The organism is Mycolicibacillus trivialis (genome assembly GCF_002102395.1).
In the GTDB taxonomy this organism is placed as follows: Bacteria; Actinomycetota; Actinomycetes; order Mycobacteriales; family Mycobacteriaceae; genus Mycobacterium; species Mycobacterium triviale.
Genome location: NZ_LQPZ01000025.1, coordinates 21,882 through 38,573, shown reverse-complemented (window position 1 = coordinate 38,573; position 16,692 = coordinate 21,882). Strand labels below are relative to the sequence as shown.

The following is a 16,692-nucleotide window of genomic DNA, read 5'->3' as shown; positions in this document are numbered from 1 at the left end:
CGACGCCAAGCCGGCACCGCGGCCCGAACTGACCGACGCCGCGGTGGTCTCCCGGTCCTGGGGGATGGCGCTGGCGACCCTGGTCAGCCGGGTCACCGGGTTCATCCGGATCGTGCTGCTCGCCGCGATCCTGGGTGCGGCGCTGTCCAGCGCGTTCTCGGTGGCCAACCAGCTGCCCAACCTGATCGCGGCGCTGGTGTTGGAGGCGACGTTCACCGCGATCTTCGTGCCGGTGCTGGCCCGCGCCGAACGCGACGACCCCGACGGCGGGGCGGCCTTCGTTCGGCGGCTGGTCACCCTGGCCACCAGCCTGCTGCTGGTCACCACGGTGGCCTCGGTCGCCGCCGCCCCGCTGCTGGTGCGGCTGATGCTGGGCGGCGACCCGCAGGTCAACGAACCGCTGACCACCGCGTTCGCCTATCTGCTGTTGCCCCAGGTGATCTTCTACGGCCTGTCGTCGGTGTTCATGGCGATCTTGAACAACCGCAACATCTTCGGCCCGCCCGCCTGGGCGCCGGTGGTCAACAACGTGATCGCCATCGCCACCCTGGTCCTGTACCTGATCATGCCCGGCGAACTGTCGGTGGACCCGGTCCGGATGGGCAACGCCAAACTGCTGGTCCTGGGCATCGGCACCACGCTGGGCGTGGTCGCCCAGGCCGCCGTGCTGCTGGTGGCGATCGGCCGCGAACGGATCAGCCTGCGCCCACTGTGGGGCATCGACGACCGGCTCAAACGGTTCGGTGCGATGGCCGCCGCGATGGTGCTCTACGTGCTGATCAGCCAGATCGGACTGGTGGTGGGAAACCAGATCGCGTCGACCGCCGCGGCGTCCGGGCCGGCCATCTACACCTACACCTGGCTGGTGCTGATGCTGCCGTTCGGGATGATCGGGGTCACGGTGCTGACCGTGGTGATGCCCCGGTTGAGCCGCAACGCCGCCGCCGACGACATCCCCGCGGTGCTCGACGATCTGTCGCTGGCGACCCGGCTGACCATGCTCACCCTGATCCCGATCGTCGCGGTGATGACCGTCGGCGGACCGGCGATCGGCAGCGCACTCTTCGCCTACGGCAACTTCGGGTCGGTGGACGCCGGCTACCTGGGTGCGGCGATCTCGCTGTCGGCGTTCACCCTCATCCCCTACGCCCTGGTGCTGCTGCAGTTGCGGGTCTTCTACGCCCGCGAGCAACCGTGGACACCGATCGCCATCATCGTGATCATCACCACGGTCAAGATCATCGGATCGGTGCTGGCGCCGCACGTCACCGACAACCCCGACATGGTGGCCGGGTTCCTCGGGTTGGCCAACGGATTGGGTTTCCTGGCCGGCGCGATCGTCGGGCACATCCTGCTGCGCCGGCGCCTGCGTCCGCCCGGCGGGCGGCTGATCGCGCTGCCGGTGGTTCGCACGGTGCTGGTCACGATCGCGGCGTCGCTGCTGGCGGGCACCCTCGCCCATGCCGTCGACCGGCTGGCGGGGCTGGCGCGCTGGACCGAGTTGGGCGGCATCGGGTCGCTGCTGCGGCTGACTGTGCTGAGTGTGCTCATCCTGCCGCTGGTGGCGCTGATCCTGGTGCAGGCGCGGGTGCCCGACGCCCTGGCCGCGGTCGATGCGGTGCGGCGCCGGCTGGGCCGTGGCGACGCCGCCGTCGCGGCCCCGTTTCCGGCCGACCGGCCCGCCCGGCAGCCCGCATTCGCGTACCCTGAACACACCAATTCGCCATCGCCGGGCATTCGGCGTGTGCCTCCCGGTGAGCGCGCCGGGGCCGGAACACCGAAAGGACCGGAGGTGACCGAGAGTTCCTCGACGGCATCGGGCGGCTCGGCGCAGGCCGAGGGCGGTTCCTCCGCCGATGCGTTCCAACCCGATGTGGCGGCGCAGCGCCGCTCCGGCAGCGGTGATCCCGCCGTTTCCGACGTGCCCGGGCGGGCGGTCACCGATACCGACGATGACCAGCAGCTGGTGCCCGGCACGAGCGTGATCGGCGGCCGGTACCGGCTGCTGGTGTTCCACGGCGGCCCGCCGGGGCTGCAGTTCTGGCAGGCCCTCGACACGGCCTTGGACCGGCAGGTCGCACTGACCTTCGTCGACCCGGAGAACACGCTGTCCGACGAGGATCGGGAGACCATCCTGTCGCGCACGCTGCGGCTGAGCCGCATCGAGCACCCCGGGATCGCGCGCATCCTCGACGTCGCCCACACCAGTGCCGGCGGGCTGGTGGTCGCCGAATGGATCCGCGGCGGGTCGCTGCGCGAGGTCGCCGAGACCGCCCCGTCCCCGATCGGCGCCACCCGGGCCGTCCAGTCGCTGGCCGGCGCCGCCGAGGCCGCCCACCGGGCCGGTGTGGCGCTCTCGATCGACCACCCGGGCCGGGTGCGGGTCAGCATCGACGGCCAGGTGGCGCTGGCCTTCCCGGCGACCATGCCCGACGCCGCCCCCGAGTCCGACATCGGCGGTATCGGCGCGGTGCTCTATGCGCTGCTGGTCAACCGGTGGCCGCTGGACGAGCGCGGGGCCGCCAGCGGGCTGCCACCCGCCGAGCGGGACCGTTCGGGCCAGCCGCTCGAACCCGCCACGATCAACCCCGACATCCCGTTCCAGATCTCGACGGCCGCGCAGCACTCGGTCCGGCAGACCGGCCGGATCCGCAGCGCCGCGACGTTGTTGAACCTGCTCAAGCAGGCCGCCGTGGTGGCCGATCACACCGATCTGCTCGCGCCGGTGAACGTCGAACCGCGCGCGGAGGCGCCGGACGCCGAGGCGCTCGCGCAGCGCAGGCGGGTGGTCCTGATCGGCGCCGGGATCGGCGTCGCCATCATCGCGGTGTTCCTGATCGTGCTGGCCTCGGTGCTCAATCGGATGTTCGGCGATGTGAGCGGCGGGCTGGACAAGGACCGGCTCGGGCTCAACACCCCGTCGGCCGCCGCCGAGTCCGGGGCCGAGAACCGCCCCACCACTCCGGCGGGCAGTGTCGTCACCCCGGTGAGCGCGACCGTCTTCTCCCCCGACGGCGGCGCCGACAATCCCGGCGACGCCGGCCTGGCCATCGACGGTGACCGCACCACCGCCTGGAAGACCGACATCTACACCGACCCGACCCCGTTCCCCGGGTTCAAGAGCGGGGTGGGGCTGCTGCTGCAGCTGCCCGAACCGACCACCGTCGGCGCGGTGACCATCACGGTGTCGAGCACCGGCACCGAGATCGAGTTGCGGGCCGCGTCCTCGTCGTCGCCGACCAAGCTCGACGACACCACCGAGCTGGCCCCGGCCAAGAAGATGAAGCCCGGCGAGAACACCATCGAGGTCAGTTCGTCGGAGTCGACGTCGACGCTGCTGGTGTGGATCTCGAAGCTGGGCACCACCAACGGCGAGAGCCGGGCGGACATCTCCGAGATCACCGTCCGGGCGGCCTCCTGAGCGCCTGTGGGTAACTTCCCGCGGTGAAGTGCCCGGGCCCGCGCGGCTGGTTAACGTCCGCGGCGTGAACCCTCCGGAGAGCGGCCGCCCCAACCGCAGCGACGCCGACCTGCTGGCCGACCATGTGCGCGGCGACCCGGCGGCGTTCGCCGAGTTGATCCGCCGCCACCACGGGCGGCTGCACCGGTTGGCGCGGCGCTGCAGCCGCTCCCCGGAGGACGCCGCCGACGCGATGCAGGACGCGCTGCTGGCGGTGCACCGGGCCGCCGGGTCGTTTCGCTCGGACGCGGCGGTGAGCAGCTGGCTGTACCGCATCGTGGTCAACGCCTGCCGGGACCGGCTGCGCACCCATGCCCAGGACACCCGTCCGCTCGAGGACACCGGTGCGGCGTCCGTCGCGGTGGCCGACCGGACCGCGCAGGTCGACACCGCGGTGGTGGTCCGCCGCGCGCTGTTGTGCCTGCCGGTGGCGCAGCGCGAGGCGGTGGTCGCGGTGCATCTGCTGGACCGGTCGGTCGCGGACACGGCGCGCGCGCTCGGTGTCGCCGAGGGCACGGTCAAGAGCCGCTGCGCGCGCGGCCGGGACCGGCTGGCGACGCTGCTGACCGACGCGGTCGGGGCCGCCCGTGGCGGGGCGGGGAACAGCCGGGATTAGGCTGGCGTTGGTAGCTCCTGTGGCCACCCCCGGCACTAGCGGAAAGGCGCGTATGTCCCCGTCAACCACCGAGAACAGCCCGGTTCACGACGTGATCATCGTCGGGTCGGGCCCCGCCGGCTACACCGCGGCGCTCTACACCGCCCGAGCGCAGCTGAACCCGCTGGTGTTCGAGGGGACCTCGTTCGGCGGTGCGCTGATGACCACCACCGATGTGGAGAACTTCCCCGGTTTCAAAGACGGCATCCTCGGCCCGGAACTGATGGACCAGATGCGCGAGCAGGCGTTGCGGTTCGGGGCCGACCTGCGGATGACCGACGTCGAGGAGATCAACCCGACCGGGCCGGTGAAGTCGGTCGTCACCTCCGACGGCGAGACCTACCGGGCGCGCGCCCTGATCCTGGCGATGGGCGCGGCCGCCCGCTACCTGCACATCCCCGGCGAGCAGGAACTGCTCGGCCGGGGCGTCAGCTCGTGTGCCACCTGCGACGGGTTCTTCTTCCGCGACCAGGACGTGGCGGTCATCGGCGGCGGCGACTCGGCGATGGAGGAGGCCACCTTCTTGACCCGGTTCGCCCGCAGCGTCACCATCGTGCACCGCCGCGACGAGTTCCGCGCCTCGGCGATCATGCTGGAGCGCGCCCGCGCCAACGAGAAGATCCGGTTCCTCACCAACACCGTCCCGGTCGCCGTCGAGGGCTCCGACACCGTGACCGGCCTGCAGGTCCGCGACACCGTCACCGGGGCGGAATCCACCGTCGCGGTCTCCGGTGTGTTCGTCGCCATCGGTCACGACCCGCGCTCGGAGTTGGTGCGCGACGCGCTGGACGTCGACGCCGACGGCTACGTCCAGGTCCGGACCCCGACCACCCAGACCTCGGTGGAGGGCGTGTTCGCCGCCGGCGACCTGGTGGACCGGACCTACCGCCAGGCGGTCACCGCGGCGGGCACCGGCTGCGCCGCGGCCATCGACGCCGAACGCTGGCTGGCCGAATCCTCGGCCACCAGCCCCGACCTGATTGGAGCGCCGCAGTGAGTGAAAACGCCACGGGCACAACGGTGGTCACCGACGACTCGTTCGCCGCCGACGTCGTGTCGAGCAGCACGCCGGTGTTGGTGGACTTCTGGGCCACCTGGTGCGGGCCCTGCCGGATGGTGGCGCCCGTGCTCGAAGAGATCGCGGCGGAGAAGGCCGGCGAACTCACCGTGGCCAAGCTCGATGTCGACGCCAACCCGGAGACCGCACGCCAGTACCAGGTCGTCTCCATCCCGACGCTGATCCTCTTCGTCGGCGGTGAGCCGGTGAAGCGGGTCGTCGGCGCGAAGGGCAAAGCCGCCCTGCTCCGCGAGCTCGCCGACGCCCTGCCGGGCTGATCGCCGCGCGGTTCGTCGCGGTATGTCGCGGTATGTCGTGGTATGTCTTCGCCCACACGCTGACCGGGAATTTTCCGCATCCGGGTCGGGTCTGAGACAATACTGCCCAGCCTGACCAGCAAACGTCGGCGCGGTGTGTACGGCTGACGCGTAATCGGAGGATTCCTGTGATGTCGAGTTCGCGCCGCGGTGACGCGCTGCGTCTCGGCGACCGCAGCGCCGCGGTGACCGAGATCCGCGCCGCCCTGCTGAACCTGGGTTTCGTCGAGAGTCCCGACGCCGACCTGAACACCGGCCAGCGGGTGGCGCTCGACGTGTTCGACACCGAACTCGACCAGGCGGTACGCGCCTTCCAGCAGCGCCGCGGCCTACTGGTCGACGGGGTGGTCGGCGAGGCCACCTACCGCGCCCTCAAAGAGGCGTCCTACCGACTCGGCGAACGCATCCTGCACCACCAGTTCGGTGCGCCGATGTACGGCGACGACGTGGTGACGCTGCAGGCGCGCCTGCAGGATCTGGGGTTCTACACCGAACTGGTCGACGGACACTTCGGTCTGCAGACCCACAATGCGCTGATGTCCTACCAGCGCGAGTACGGGCTGCGCTCCGACGGGATCTGCGGCCCGGAGACGCTGCGCTCGCTGTACTTCCTCGGCTCCCGCGTCACCGGCGGTTCGCCGCACGCGATCCGGGAGGAGGAGTCGGTCCGCAGTTCCGGACCCAAGCTCTCCGGACGCCGGATCGTGTTGGATCCGGGCCTGGGCGGCGCGGCGCCGGGTCTGCTGACCCAGACACCGCAAGGCCCGGTGAGCGAGGCGGATCTGTTGTGGGACTTGGCTCGTCGGCTCGAGGGACGGATGACCGCGATCGGGATGGAGACCTTCCTGTCCCGGTCGGTCGAGGCGAGCCCGTCCGACGTGGAGCGGGCCGCCACCGCCAACAACATCGGCGCGGACCTCATGATCAGCCTGCGCTGCGCGACGCACACCAGCCCGGCGGCCACCGGTATCGCGTCGTTCTACTTCGGCAACGCCCACGGTTCGTTCTCGCCGTTGGGCCGCGGTCTCGCCGACCTGATCCAGCGGGAGCTGGTGGCGCGCACCCGGTTGCCGAACTGTCGCAGCCACAGCCGCACCTGGGACCTGCTGCGGCTGACCCGGATGCCCACCGTGCAGGTCGATATCGGATACCTCACCAATCCGCGGGATCGCGCGATGGTGGTCGACCCGGCGGCGCGGGATGCGCTCGCCGAGGGCATCCTGGCCGCGGTCAAGCGGCTGTATCTGCTCGGGAAGAATGACCGGCCCACCGGCACACTGACTTTCGCCGAGCTACTCGCCCACGAGTTGGCCGTCGAACAGGCCGGCCGGGCGGGCGGCGCCTAGCCACCTCCTCAACCCGGCACACCCACGGTCTGCCGCAGCGGCGCGCTCTCCAGGAGCCGTTCCAGGGCGGCCTCCACCTCCGCCTTCCAGCCCAGGCCCTTGTCCAACTCCAGGCGCAGCCGCGGGAAGTACCGATGCGGGGCGACCACGACGAAGCCGGCGTTCTCCAGCAACTCGGCATCGACCACGCAGTGACCCGGCGGGCAGTCCCCCACCGCCTCAAGCACCGTCGCCGTCTCCGCGTCCCGGTCGTCGGGAGGCTCCGGCACCGCGGCCGTGCGCCCGAACGCCTCCAGTGCGCGCACCCCGCGCCGGACCAGGTCGTCGACAACGCGGGCGATCAGTTGTTGCGCGAGCCTGTCGGCCTCGTAGCCGGGTTCGATGCCCAGCGAGGTGAGCAGCACGGCGTCCGCGGACACCGGCGCGGTGGGAAACCGGCGGGCGCGCGGCACGGCACGCGGCGGCGCATAGAACACATAGCCCAGACAACGGGTCTCGCCGGACCCGCCCCGGATCGGGGGCGTCGTCGCCAGCTGCCCGCACGAACCCCACTCCAGCATGACCATCGACAGCCACGCTTCCTTCTCGAACTCCGGATCGCTGAGGTGCGCGTCCTCGCCGAGGGTGGCCGGGTCGACCTCCCAGAACACGCACCGGCGCGCCGACTTGGGCAACAGTTCGAACGCCTCGAGCCTCAGCGGTGTGATCTGAGTGGACACTAGCTTCCCGGGCCTCCGCGCGTTGTTACCACTGGACTGCGGCCCCTCCAGAATAGGAGAGATCGCCCGGAACCGCCCGCGCTCCGCGCACCCTCCGCCCCCGCTCCGCCCACACCGAGCGCTGCACCCGCTATCGCGGTGAAACTACCTGCTTCCCAACGGGTTTCGCGTTGAACGCACCGCCCGTCGCGATTCCGGACCGCGATATGTCACAGTGACGTAACGGCGGCGGATGGCGGGTCACGCCTTGGCGGCGATCATCAAGGCCGCGATGCGCTGCAGGTCGTCCACCGAGGCGAACTCGACGACGATCTTGCCCTTGCGTTTGCCCAGGCTCACCGTCACCCGGGTGTCGAAGGCGTCGGAGAGCTGTTCGGCGACGTCCTGCAGCCCGGGCATCTGGATCGGCTTGCGCTTCGGCGGCGCGGGGGTCGGCGACCCGGCCCGGTTGGCCAGTGTCACCGCTTCCTCGGTCGCTCGCACCGAAAGACCTTCCGCGACGATGCGCGCCGCCAACTCCTCCTGGGCGTCCGCACCCGCCTCCAGTGACAGCAAGGCGCGCGCGTGGCCCGCCGAGAGCACGCCGGCGGCAACGCGACGCTGCACCGGGACCGGGAGCCGCAGCAGCCGGATCATGTTGGAGATCAGCGGTCGTGACCGGCCCAGCTTCGCGGCCAATTCGTCGTGGGTGACGCCGAATTCGTCGAGCAGTTGCTGGTAGGCGGCCGCCTCCTCGAGCGGGTTCAGCTGCACGCGGTGGATGTTCTCCAGCAGCGCGTCGCGCAGCAGGTTTCCGTCCCCGGTGTCCCGCACGATCGTCGGGATCGCGGTCAGGCCGGCCTCCTGCGCCGCACGCCACCGCCGCTCCCCCATGATCAGCTGATACGGCGGGTCCTCCCCCGGCACCTCCCGGACGACGATGGGCTGCATGAGGCCGAACTCGCGGATGGAATGGACCAGCTCCGCGAGCGCCTCCTCGTCGAAGACCTGGCGCGGCTGACGCGGGTTCGGACCGATCTGCGCCGGATCGAGCTCGCGGTAGACCGCACCGACCTCGTCACCCACCGCGGTCTCCGGTGCCGCACCGCTGCGTCCGAGCACGATGTCCGCGGCGCTGTCGCCCATCCGCGGGCCGAGGTCGGCGGCGTCGTCCTCCCCGGCCGCCGGTCCGGTCGGGATCAACGACGCCAGACCGCGGCCGAGGCCGCCCCGTTTGCGTGCCTGCTGATTCATCGCTGTCCCTTCTGCGGTGCGACGCGCTGCGCGAGTTCACGACTGGCGTCCAGGTAGCTCATCGCTCCCCGTGAACCCGGATCGTAATCGATGATCGTCATGCTGTAGCCCGGCGCTTCGGAGACCTTGACGCTGCGCGGCACCACGGTACGCAGCACCTTGTCCCCGAAATAATGGCGCACCTCCTCGGCAACCTGGTCGGCGAGTTTGGTGCGCCCGTCGTACATGGTCAGCACCACGGTGCTCACCTCGAGTCGCGGGTTGAGGTGCGCCTTGACCATCTCGATGTTCCGCATCAGCTGGGACACCCCCTCCAGCGCGTAGTACTCGCACTGGATCGGGATCAGCACCTCGGCGGCGGCGACCAACGCGTTGATGGTCAACAGCCCCAGCGACGGCGGGCAGTCGATGAAGACGTAGTCGAAGTCGGCATCGTCGAGATCGGCGAGCGCGCGGCTCAGCCGGTTCTCCCGCGCCACCATGCTGACCAACTCGATCTCCGCGCCGGCCAGGTCGATGGTGGCCGGGATGCAGAACAGCCGGTCGCTGTGCGGACTCTGGCGCAGTGCCGCCCGCGCCGGAATCTCCCCCAGCAGCACCTCGTAGGACGACGGCGTCCCGGACTGTCGGTCGCCGATGCCCAACGCCGTGCTGGCGTTGCCCTGTGGGTCGAGATCGATGACGAGGGTCTTGAGGCCCTGGACCGCGAGGGCCGCCGCGAGGTTCACCGCGGTGGTCGTCTTACCGACGCCGCCCTTCTGGTTCGCGACGGTGAGAACCCGCCGTCGCGCCGGTCGCGGGAGCCGACCGTGCGTGGTGTGCAGGACGCGCATCGCGCGCTCCGCGGCGGCCCCGATCGGGGTGTCCGCTTCGAAGCCGGTTTCACGTGAAACCGGCCGCGGTGTGGTTTCACGTGAAACCGGGCGGGCGGCGGGGCGGTCCGTCGGGCCGGATGGCGTCGAGGGCTCCCGGCCGGTGGGCGCGTTCATCTTGCTCTCCTGCCCTGTGTGCGTCCCGGTCGTCGCCGGGGCGGCTTGTGCTGGCCGCGCTCCGCCACCACGACGGTCGCGGGAACTTCCAAAAACGCCACGCCACATTTCTTCACCCTGACATCGACGGCTCCCAGGCCGATCATCCCACGCCGGTGCTCGGCGACCTCATCCGCCGCTCGCTCGCCCTTCAGCGCGATCATCCGGCCCCCTTCCCGTAGTAGCGGCAGGCTCCATCGGGTCAGCCGGTCGAGTCCGGCCACCGCGCGCGAGACCACCGCGTCCGCACCACCGACCTCTTGCCGGACCGCGGGCTCCTCCGCCCGGCCGCGGACCACCGCCACCTCGAGCCCGAGGATCTCGACCGCCTCGTCCAGGAACCGGGTCCGGCGCAACAACGGCTCCACCAACGTCACCGAGAGATCCGGTCGGGCGATCGCGAGGACCAGACCGGGCAGGCCCGCCCCGCTGCCGACGTCGACGACCCGCTCACCCTCGCCGAGCAATTCCGCCGGCGCCGCGCAATTCAGTAGGTGCCGTTCCCACAACCGCCCCGTCTCGCGCGGTCCGATCAGACCCCGCTGCACGCCGGCGTCCGCGAGCAGCCCCGCATACCGCCGGGCGATCTCGAGCCGGTCGCCGAACGCGGCGACGGCTCCCTCGGGCGGTTCCCCGGGCTCGTCGTGTTTCACGTGAAACCAGCCTTCCGCAGAACTACACCGCTGTAACTCCGCCCGGGCGGTGAGGGCTCGGCCGGCCCGGACTCAATCGGGCAGGACGACCACGCGGCGCGCGGGCTCGACGCCCTCGCTCTCGCTGTGCACACCCTCCACCGCGGCGACCGCGTCGTGGACGATCTTGCGCTCGAACGGGGTCATCGGGGCGAGCTCCTCGCGCTCCCCGCTCTCGGCGACCCGACGGGCCACCTTGTCCCCCAGCTCGGTCAGTTCGGCCCGCCGGCCCCGCCGCCAGCCCGCGACGTCGAGCATCAGCCGGCTGCGCTCGCCCGTCTTCTGGTGCACGGCCAGCCGGGTCAGCTCCTGCAGGGCGTCGAGCACCTCGCCGTCCCGGCCGACCAACTTGGTCAGGTCCTTGCCGCCGTCGATGCTCACCACCGCGCGGGTGCCCTCGACGTCAAGGTCGATATCGCCGTCGAAGTCCAACAGGTCCAGCAGCTCCTCGAGATAGTCGCCGGCGATCTCGCCCTCGGCGACCAATCGCTCCTCGAGGTCATCGCCGCCGCTGCCCGGCTGGGTGGTCTCGGCGTCCTCGGTGGTGTCGGCCTCGGTCATCGTTGTCTCTCCTTTGTCACCGGGTCGCGACCGTGTGGTCGCCACCCGCTCAGCGCTTACGTTTCTTGGGCTTCGCGCCCGGGCGGGGAGCCGTGCTGCGCGCGGCGGGCTCGACGGCCGCGGGCTCCGCGCTCTCGGTGGCGCCACCGGACTCGGCTTCGGTAGCCACCGGCGCGTTCTTCCCCTTGCGTTTGGGTTTGGCGCCCGGAGCCGGCGCGTTCGCCGCTCGCCGCTCAAGCACTTCCTGCTTCTTGGCCTCTTCTTCCTTCTCGATCATCCCGAACACGAGATGCTGCTGGCCGAAGGTCCAGATGTTGTTGGAGAACCAGTAGAAGATGATCGCCAGCGGCAGGAACGGGCCACCGACCACGACGCCCAGCGGGAAGACGTAGAGGGCGAGTTTGTTCATGATCGCCGTCTGCGGGTTGCTGGCGGCCTCCGGGCTCTGTCGGGCGACCGAGGCCCGGCTGTTGAAGTAGGTCGCGATCCCGGCCAGGATCATCACCGGCACTCCGACCGCGATCAGCGCACCGCGGCTGAAGTCGTCACCGAACGCCTCCAGGGTGGGCCCGCGCTGGGTCATCGTCGCTCCCAGCGGCGCCCCGAACAGCTTCGCGTTCAAGAAGTTGCCGACGTCGGCGGCGCTGAACACGTAGTTGCCCACCGAGGCGTTCTCCTCCACCGACAGTCCCAGCTGACCGATGCCGGTGCCGGTGCGGTTGAAGGAGCGCAGCACGTGGAACAGGCCCAGAAAGACCGGGATCTGGGCGAGCATCGGCAGACACCCCAGCAGCGGGTTGAACCCGTGTTCGCGCTGCAGCTTTTGCATCTCCAGCGCCATGCGCTGACGGTCCTTGCCGTACTTCTTCTGCAGCGCCTTGATCTGGGGCTGCAGTTCCTGCATCTGCCGGGTGGTGCGGATCTGCTTGACGAACGGCTTGTACAGCAGCGCCCGCAGGGTGAACACCAGGAACACCACCGACAGCACCCAGGTGAAGAAACTGGTCGGGCCCAGCAGCACGCCGAACAGCTTGTACCAGACCCACATGATCGCCGAGACCGGATAATAGATGTAGTCCAGACTCACCGGATTAAACGACAAGCCGCTCACTCTCCCCTCGCTGTGCTGGGCTCTGCCAGCTGTCGGCGGCTTCGTCGGGCCGCGAGCCGTGATCGTCCGTGCCGGGCCGCTCCGGGATCGGATCCCAGCCGCCCCGGTGCCAAGGTCCGCACTTGGCCAGTCTGACCGCGGCCAGCCAACCGCCACGCACCAGCCCGTATTCGCTCAGCGCGTCGACGGCGTACTGGCTGCAGGTCGGCATGAACCGGCAGGTCGCCGGCCGCAGCGGCGACACCATGTGCCGGTAGAGCTGGATCAGAAAGATCAGCGCCCGCACCGGCGCCGCACCGATCCGACCGGCCGTCACCGCGGAACCCCGGCGCGACGCAGCGCGTGCTTGAACCCGGCTTGCAGTTGCCGGTTGAAGCTTTCAGAGACGGCTTCTCTACTGCTGGGACGGGCCCGGATCACGATGCGATCGGCGGAGTCCAACTCCCCCAACAGATCCCGGGCCACATGACGTAGCCGCCTGGACACCCGGTGGCGATCAACAGCGGTTCCTACCGATTTGCTGACGACCAGGCCGATCCGTGGCCCGTCCGGACAACCGGTGCGTCGCGCGTGCACGACGAGATCGGGTTGGACGCTGCGCGTACCCCGCTTGATGGTGTCAGCGAACTCCGTCGACCGCCGCATACGGTACTGCGCGGGAAGCACGGATCAAGCAGTCAGCGAGCGACGGCCCTTGCGACGCCGGCCGGAGACGATGGCCCGCCCGGCCCGGGTCCGCATCCGCAGCCGGAAGCCGTGCACCCGCGCACGGCGGCGGTTGTTCGGCTGGAAGGTCCGCTTACCCTTGGCCACGGCTCGTTCTCCTCGCTACCTGGCGGCGCAACCCTTGTCCATGCACGGTGGTTGGACTCGATGGCCGTCGTTAAGGTCTGTGTCGTGCTGGTAACCGGCGCGGTCCCCGGGCCGGGTCGCAGCCGTATCGCCGACGTTCGGGCGACTGTTTGAGGGTACTGAGCCGCCTTCGCCGGGTCAAACCTGGACTTTTTCCGCATCGGGCGCCGACCCCGGAGCCCGGGCCTGCGCCTCCCCCGACCCACCCGTGCCAGCCCGGGCGCCGTCGTTGCCTGGTCACCACCGAGATTTCTCAAACAGTTGGTCGCGGTGGCCGAAAACTGTTAGCTTCTGGCCGTGTCGTTTCGGTCTGGAACGGCGCTCGACAACGAAGCGCGGATAGCGAGTCAGTCGCCACTCCGGCCCGCCGGGAACTGGCTTGCGCGCCGATTGCTGGTGACGCAGCCTGGTGCTGTGGCACCGAAGGCTCGCCCTATCCACAGTTGGGGATAACTTCTGTGGAGAGGTCGGCGCGTTTCCGCAGCGCCTCCGGTTCGGCCCACAGGAGGGGGTGCTTCGTTGACTGAGGATCCGGGTCGCGCATTCAGTGCCATCTGGAGCGACGTCGTCGCCGAACTCAACGGCGACGGTCACAATCCGACGTCCGGCACCTTCGCTCCACTGAGCCCGCAGCAGCGCGCCTGGTTGAACCTGGTCGAACCGTTGACCGTCGCCGAAGGCTTCGCGTTGCTGTCGGTACCCAGCAGTTATGTGCAGAACGAAATCGAGCGGCACCTGCGCACCCGGATCACCGACGTCTTGAGCCGGCGCCTCGGCGAACCTATCGAGCTCGGCGTGCGGATCGCGCCGCCGACAACCGAGCCGGTCGCCGCCCAGGACACCCGCGATGCCGCCGACGACGACCACGAGACACTGGTCAGCGGCGAGACTTGGCCGTCGTACTTCGCCGAACGGCCGATCGAACCCGACGACGGCGAAACCAACACCCTCAACCGCCGGTACACCTTCGAGACGTTCGTGATCGGGTCGTCCAACCGATTCGCCCACGCCGCGGCCCTGGCCGTCGCCGAAGCGCCGGCCCGCGCCTACAACCCGCTGTTCATCTGGGGTGAATCGGGACTGGGCAAGACCCACCTGCTGCACGCGATCGGTAACTACGCCCAGCGGCTGTTCCCCGGCATGCGGGTCAAATACGTCTCCACCGAAGAGTTCACCAACGACTTCATCAACTCACTGCGCGACGACCGGCGGGTCGCGTTCAAGCGCAGCTACCGCGACATCGACGTGCTGCTGGTCGACGACATCCAGTTCATCGAGGGCAAGGAAGGGATCCAGGAGGAGTTCTTCCACACCTTCAACACCCTGCACAACGCGAACAAGCAGATCGTGATCTCCTCCGACCGGCCACCCAAACAGCTGGCCACCCTTGAGGAGCGGCTGCGCACCCGGTTCGAGTGGGGCCTGATCACCGACGTGCAGCCGCCCGAACTGGAGACCCGCATCGCGATTCTGCGGAAGAAGGCCCAGACCGACCGGCTCGATGTGCCCGGCGACGTGCTCGAACTCATCGCCAGCAGCATCGAACGCAACATCCGCGAACTCGAGGGCGCCCTCATTCGGGTGACCGCCTTCGCCTCGCTGAACAAGAGCCCCATCGACACCGCACTCGCCGAGCTGGTGCTCCAAGACCTGATCTCGCATCCCAGCACGATGCAGATCAGCGCGGCCACGATCATGGCCGCCACCGCCGAATACTTCGACACCACCGTCGAGGAGTTGCGCGGGCCGGGTAAGTCGCGGGCACTGGCCCAACCGCGCCAGATCGCCATGTATCTGTGCCGCGAACTCACCGACCTGTCGTTGCCCAAGATCGGGCAGTCCTTCGACCGCGACCACACCACCGTGATGTACGCCCAGCGCAAGATCCTGGCCGAGATGGCCGAACGGCGTGAGGTCTTCGATCACGTCAAAGAGCTCACCAACCGCATCCGGCAGCGCTCCCGCGCCTGAGCCGGCCCACTTTTTTCTGTCACTCCCCCACCACCGGCCACAGTGGAACGCTGTGCACAACGTGTGGACCGAACCCGCGTCACGGCGCACAACCTTGGGACCGTCGTCCACAACCGGAAACGATCCACAACCGTCCACAAGCCGCACACAAACCATCCACCGGGTGCTCCCCAAGGCGATCCGCGCTCCCAGCAGCAGCGATCACCGGTTATCCCCAGACTCCACAACGCCTACTACTGATACTGATCTATCTCTCCAGGTAAAGTCATTGAACACAGTCGCTGGGGACAATGCCGTCCAGGGCCGTTCATCGCTGTCCAGCGGCCTTGACGGTGCTCTGCGAGCGACTTTCAAGAACCCACCGAAACCTCTACGGTTGTGGTTTGACGACGCTACTGTCGTCGTGGCGTTGCACGGCCAGGTGTTCGTCGCCGCGGTAGTCGCCGATGGAGTTACTCAACAGGGGTGATGAAGGGACCTATGGACGTGGCAGCGACCAACGTTGACCTCACCGATCTGAAGTTTCGTGCGGTTCGTGAGGACTTCGCCGACGCGGTGGCCTGGGTGGCCAAGAACCTGCCGAACCGTCCGCCCAACCCGGTGCTGGCCGGCGTGCTGCTCACCGGTTCCGACGACGGTCTGACCATCTCGGGATTCGACTACGAGGTTTCCGCAGTGGTCCGGGTTCCAGCCGAGATCGCTACCCCCGGAAGTGTTTTGGTGTCCGGTCGGCTGTTGTCCGACATCACCCGAGCCATGCCGGCCAAGCCTGTCGACGTCCAGGTGGAGGGCACCCGCGTCGCACTGACCTGCGGGAACGCGAAATTCTCCCTCCCGACGATGGCCGTCGAGGACTACCCGTCGCTGCCGGAGCTTCCCGATGAGACCGGCAGTCTGTCCGCCGACCTGTTCGCCGAGGCGATCAGCCAGGTGGCGGTGGCCGCGGGCAAGGACGACACCCTGCCGATGTTGACCGGTATCCGAATGGAGATCTCCGGCGCCACTGTGGTTTTGGCGGCCACCGACCGATTCCGGCTGGCGGTCCGCCAGCTCACCTGGTCGGCCGGGACGGCCGACCTGGAGGCGGCTGTGCTGGTGCCGGCGAAGACCCTGGCGGAGGCGGCCAAGACCGGGATCCACGGCGCTGACGTGCACCTGTCGCTCGGCGGTGGCACCGAGGTCGGCTCCGACGGCCTGCTGGGTATCAGCGGTGACGGCAAGCAGAGCACCACCCGGCTCCTGGATGCGGAGTTCCCCAAGTTCCGCCAGTTGCTGCCCACCGAGCACACCGCGGTGGCGGTGGTCGACGTCGCCGAGCTCACCGACGCGATCAAGCGTGTCGCGCTGGTCGCCGACCGGGGTGCGCAGGTTCGGATGGAATTCTCCGAAGGCGCCCTTCGTCTTTCGGCCGGCGCCGACGACGTCGGCCGCGCCGAGGAGGACCTGTCGGTCGACTTCACCGGCGAGCCGTTGACGATCGCGTTCAACCCGGGCTATCTCAGCGACGGGCTCGGCTCGGTGCACACCGAGAAGGTGTGGCTGGGATTCACCACCTCCAACAAGCCGGCGGTGTTGCGGCCCGCCACGGCCGACGACTCCACACCTGCAGGTCCGGGACCGTTCCCGGCCGTCGACACCGACTACGTCTACCTGCTGATGCCGGTCCGTCTGCCCGGCTGAGGTAGCGCAT

At 69.4% G+C, this 16,692-nt stretch carries 16 protein-coding genes; 7 read left to right on the top strand and 9 right to left on the bottom strand.

From position 1 onward, the window contains the following. The first annotated feature begins 64 nt into the window (after positions 1–64). The 5 genes from murJ to AWC30_RS09910 all read left to right on the top strand — a co-directional run bounded on the left by murJ (position 65) and on the right by AWC30_RS09910 (position 6,835). The gene (murJ, locus tag AWC30_RS09930) at positions 65–3,421 is read left to right on the top strand and encodes a murein biosynthesis integral membrane protein MurJ (RefSeq protein ID WP_085110061.1); all 3,357 of its coding nucleotides are present in this window, start codon (positions 65–67) and stop codon (positions 3,419–3,421) included. A gap of 64 nt (positions 3,422–3,485) precedes the next feature. Beyond that, positions 3,486–4,076 carry an RNA polymerase sigma factor SigM gene (gene sigM / locus AWC30_RS09925; RefSeq protein ID WP_085110035.1) on the top strand — a complete coding sequence of 197 codons (591 nt, stop codon included), beginning with the start codon at positions 3,486–3,488 and terminating at the stop codon, positions 4,074–4,076. A gap of 52 nt (positions 4,077–4,128) precedes the next feature. Beyond that, complete coding sequence (gene trxB / locus AWC30_RS09920) at positions 4,129–5,112, top strand: thioredoxin-disulfide reductase (protein WP_085110034.1); 984 nt, start codon at positions 4,129–4,131, stop codon at positions 5,110–5,112. Then, the gene (trxA, locus tag AWC30_RS09915) at positions 5,109–5,450 is read left to right on the top strand and encodes a thioredoxin (RefSeq protein WP_085110033.1); all 342 of its coding nucleotides are present in this window, start codon (positions 5,109–5,111) and stop codon (positions 5,448–5,450) included. Before trxB ends, trxA begins: the two co-directional genes overlap by 4 nt. Before the next feature lie 170 nt (positions 5,451–5,620). Next, complete coding sequence (locus AWC30_RS09910) at positions 5,621–6,835, top strand: N-acetylmuramoyl-L-alanine amidase (RefSeq protein ID WP_085110032.1); 1,215 nt, start codon at positions 5,621–5,623, stop codon at positions 6,833–6,835. A gap of 8 nt (positions 6,836–6,843) precedes the next feature. Here the strand turns inward: AWC30_RS09910 and AWC30_RS09905 are convergent, their stop codons facing one another. The 9 genes from AWC30_RS09905 to rpmH form a co-directional block, all read right to left on the bottom strand. Continuing rightward, the gene (locus AWC30_RS09905) at positions 6,844–7,554 is read right to left on the bottom strand and encodes an acetyltransferase (protein WP_085110031.1); all 711 of its coding nucleotides are present in this window, start codon (positions 7,552–7,554) and stop codon (positions 6,844–6,846) included. Between the two features lie 240 nt (positions 7,555–7,794). Further along, complete coding sequence (locus AWC30_RS09900; RefSeq protein ID WP_085110030.1) at positions 7,795–8,787, bottom strand: ParB/RepB/Spo0J family partition protein; 993 nt, start codon at positions 8,785–8,787, stop codon at positions 7,795–7,797. Further along, complete coding sequence (locus AWC30_RS09895) at positions 8,784–9,884, bottom strand: ParA family protein (protein ID WP_372507271.1); 1,101 nt, start codon at positions 9,882–9,884, stop codon at positions 8,784–8,786. Before AWC30_RS09895 ends, AWC30_RS09900 begins: the two co-directional genes overlap by 4 nt. Then, complete coding sequence (rsmG, locus tag AWC30_RS09890) at positions 9,773–10,468, bottom strand: 16S rRNA (guanine(527)-N(7))-methyltransferase RsmG (RefSeq protein WP_085110028.1); 696 nt, start codon at positions 10,466–10,468, stop codon at positions 9,773–9,775. The genes AWC30_RS09895 and rsmG overlap by 112 nt, the downstream gene beginning before the upstream one ends. Positions 10,469–10,540: 72 nt before the next feature. Further along, a complete protein-coding gene (locus AWC30_RS09885; RefSeq protein ID WP_085110027.1) occupies positions 10,541–11,068 on the bottom strand; it encodes a Jag family protein in 528 nt (175 codons plus the stop codon). A 49-nt stretch (positions 11,069–11,117) separates the two neighbouring features. Continuing rightward, positions 11,118–12,116, bottom strand: a complete 999-nt coding sequence (yidC, locus tag AWC30_RS09880; protein ID WP_234808025.1) for a membrane protein insertase YidC — start codon at positions 12,114–12,116, stop codon at positions 11,118–11,120. Positions 12,117–12,159: 43 nt separating this feature from the next. Beyond that, positions 12,160–12,426, bottom strand: a complete 267-nt coding sequence (yidD, locus tag AWC30_RS09875) for a membrane protein insertion efficiency factor YidD (RefSeq protein WP_234808024.1) — start codon at positions 12,424–12,426, stop codon at positions 12,160–12,162. 65 nt (positions 12,427–12,491) lie between these two features. Next, positions 12,492–12,845, bottom strand: coding sequence for a ribonuclease P protein component (rnpA, locus tag AWC30_RS09870; protein ID WP_085110025.1), 354 nt, complete (start codon positions 12,843–12,845; stop codon positions 12,492–12,494). A 3-nt stretch (positions 12,846–12,848) separates the two neighbouring features. After that, positions 12,849–12,992 (bottom strand): 50S ribosomal protein L34, encoded by a 144-nt coding sequence (gene rpmH / locus AWC30_RS09865; RefSeq protein WP_019735309.1) that lies wholly within the window; start codon positions 12,990–12,992, stop codon positions 12,849–12,851. Positions 12,993–13,550: 558 nt separating this feature from the next. On the opposite strand from rpmH, the gene dnaA reads away from it, so the two are divergent. Both dnaA and dnaN read left to right on the top strand, forming a co-directional pair. After that, entirely contained in the window at positions 13,551–15,002 is a 1,452-nt protein-coding gene (gene dnaA, locus AWC30_RS09860; RefSeq protein ID WP_085110024.1) for a chromosomal replication initiator protein DnaA, read from the top strand. 480 nt (positions 15,003–15,482) lie between these two features. Further along, positions 15,483–16,682 (top strand): DNA polymerase III subunit beta, encoded by a 1,200-nt coding sequence (dnaN, locus tag AWC30_RS09855; protein WP_085110023.1) that lies wholly within the window; start codon positions 15,483–15,485, stop codon positions 16,680–16,682. The last annotated feature ends 10 nt before the right edge of the window (positions 16,683–16,692 follow it).

What these genes read in the sequence shown, in the direction of transcription:
- murJ (WP_085110061.1), top strand. Translation starts at nt 65, where the DNA reads ATGGCGCTGGCGACCCTGGTCAGCCGGGTCACCGGGTTCATCCGGATC.
- trxB (WP_085110034.1), top strand. Translation starts at nt 4,129, where the DNA reads ATGTCCCCGTCAACCACCGAGAACAGCCCGGTTCACGACGTGATCATC.
- AWC30_RS09910 (WP_085110032.1), top strand. Translation starts at nt 5,621, where the DNA reads ATGTCGAGTTCGCGCCGCGGTGACGCGCTGCGTCTCGGCGACCGCAGC.
- AWC30_RS09900 (WP_085110030.1), bottom strand. Translation starts at nt 8,787, where the DNA reads ATGAATCAGCAGGCACGCAAACGGGGCGGCCTCGGCCGCGGTCTGGCG.
- AWC30_RS09895 (WP_372507271.1), bottom strand. Translation starts at nt 9,884, where the DNA reads ATGTGGCGTGGCGTTTTTGGAAGTTCCCGCGACCGTCGTGGTGGCGGA.
- AWC30_RS09885 (WP_085110027.1), bottom strand. Translation starts at nt 11,068, where the DNA reads ATGACCGAGGCCGACACCACCGAGGACGCCGAGACCACCCAGCCGGGC.
- yidC (WP_234808025.1), bottom strand. Translation starts at nt 12,116, where the DNA reads ATGTGGGTCTGGTACAAGCTGTTCGGCGTGCTGCTGGGCCCGACCAGT.
- yidD (WP_234808024.1), bottom strand. Translation starts at nt 12,426, where the DNA reads ATGGTGTCGCCGCTGCGGCCGGCGACCTGCCGGTTCATGCCGACCTGC.
- dnaN (WP_085110023.1), top strand. Translation starts at nt 15,483, where the DNA reads ATGGACGTGGCAGCGACCAACGTTGACCTCACCGATCTGAAGTTTCGT.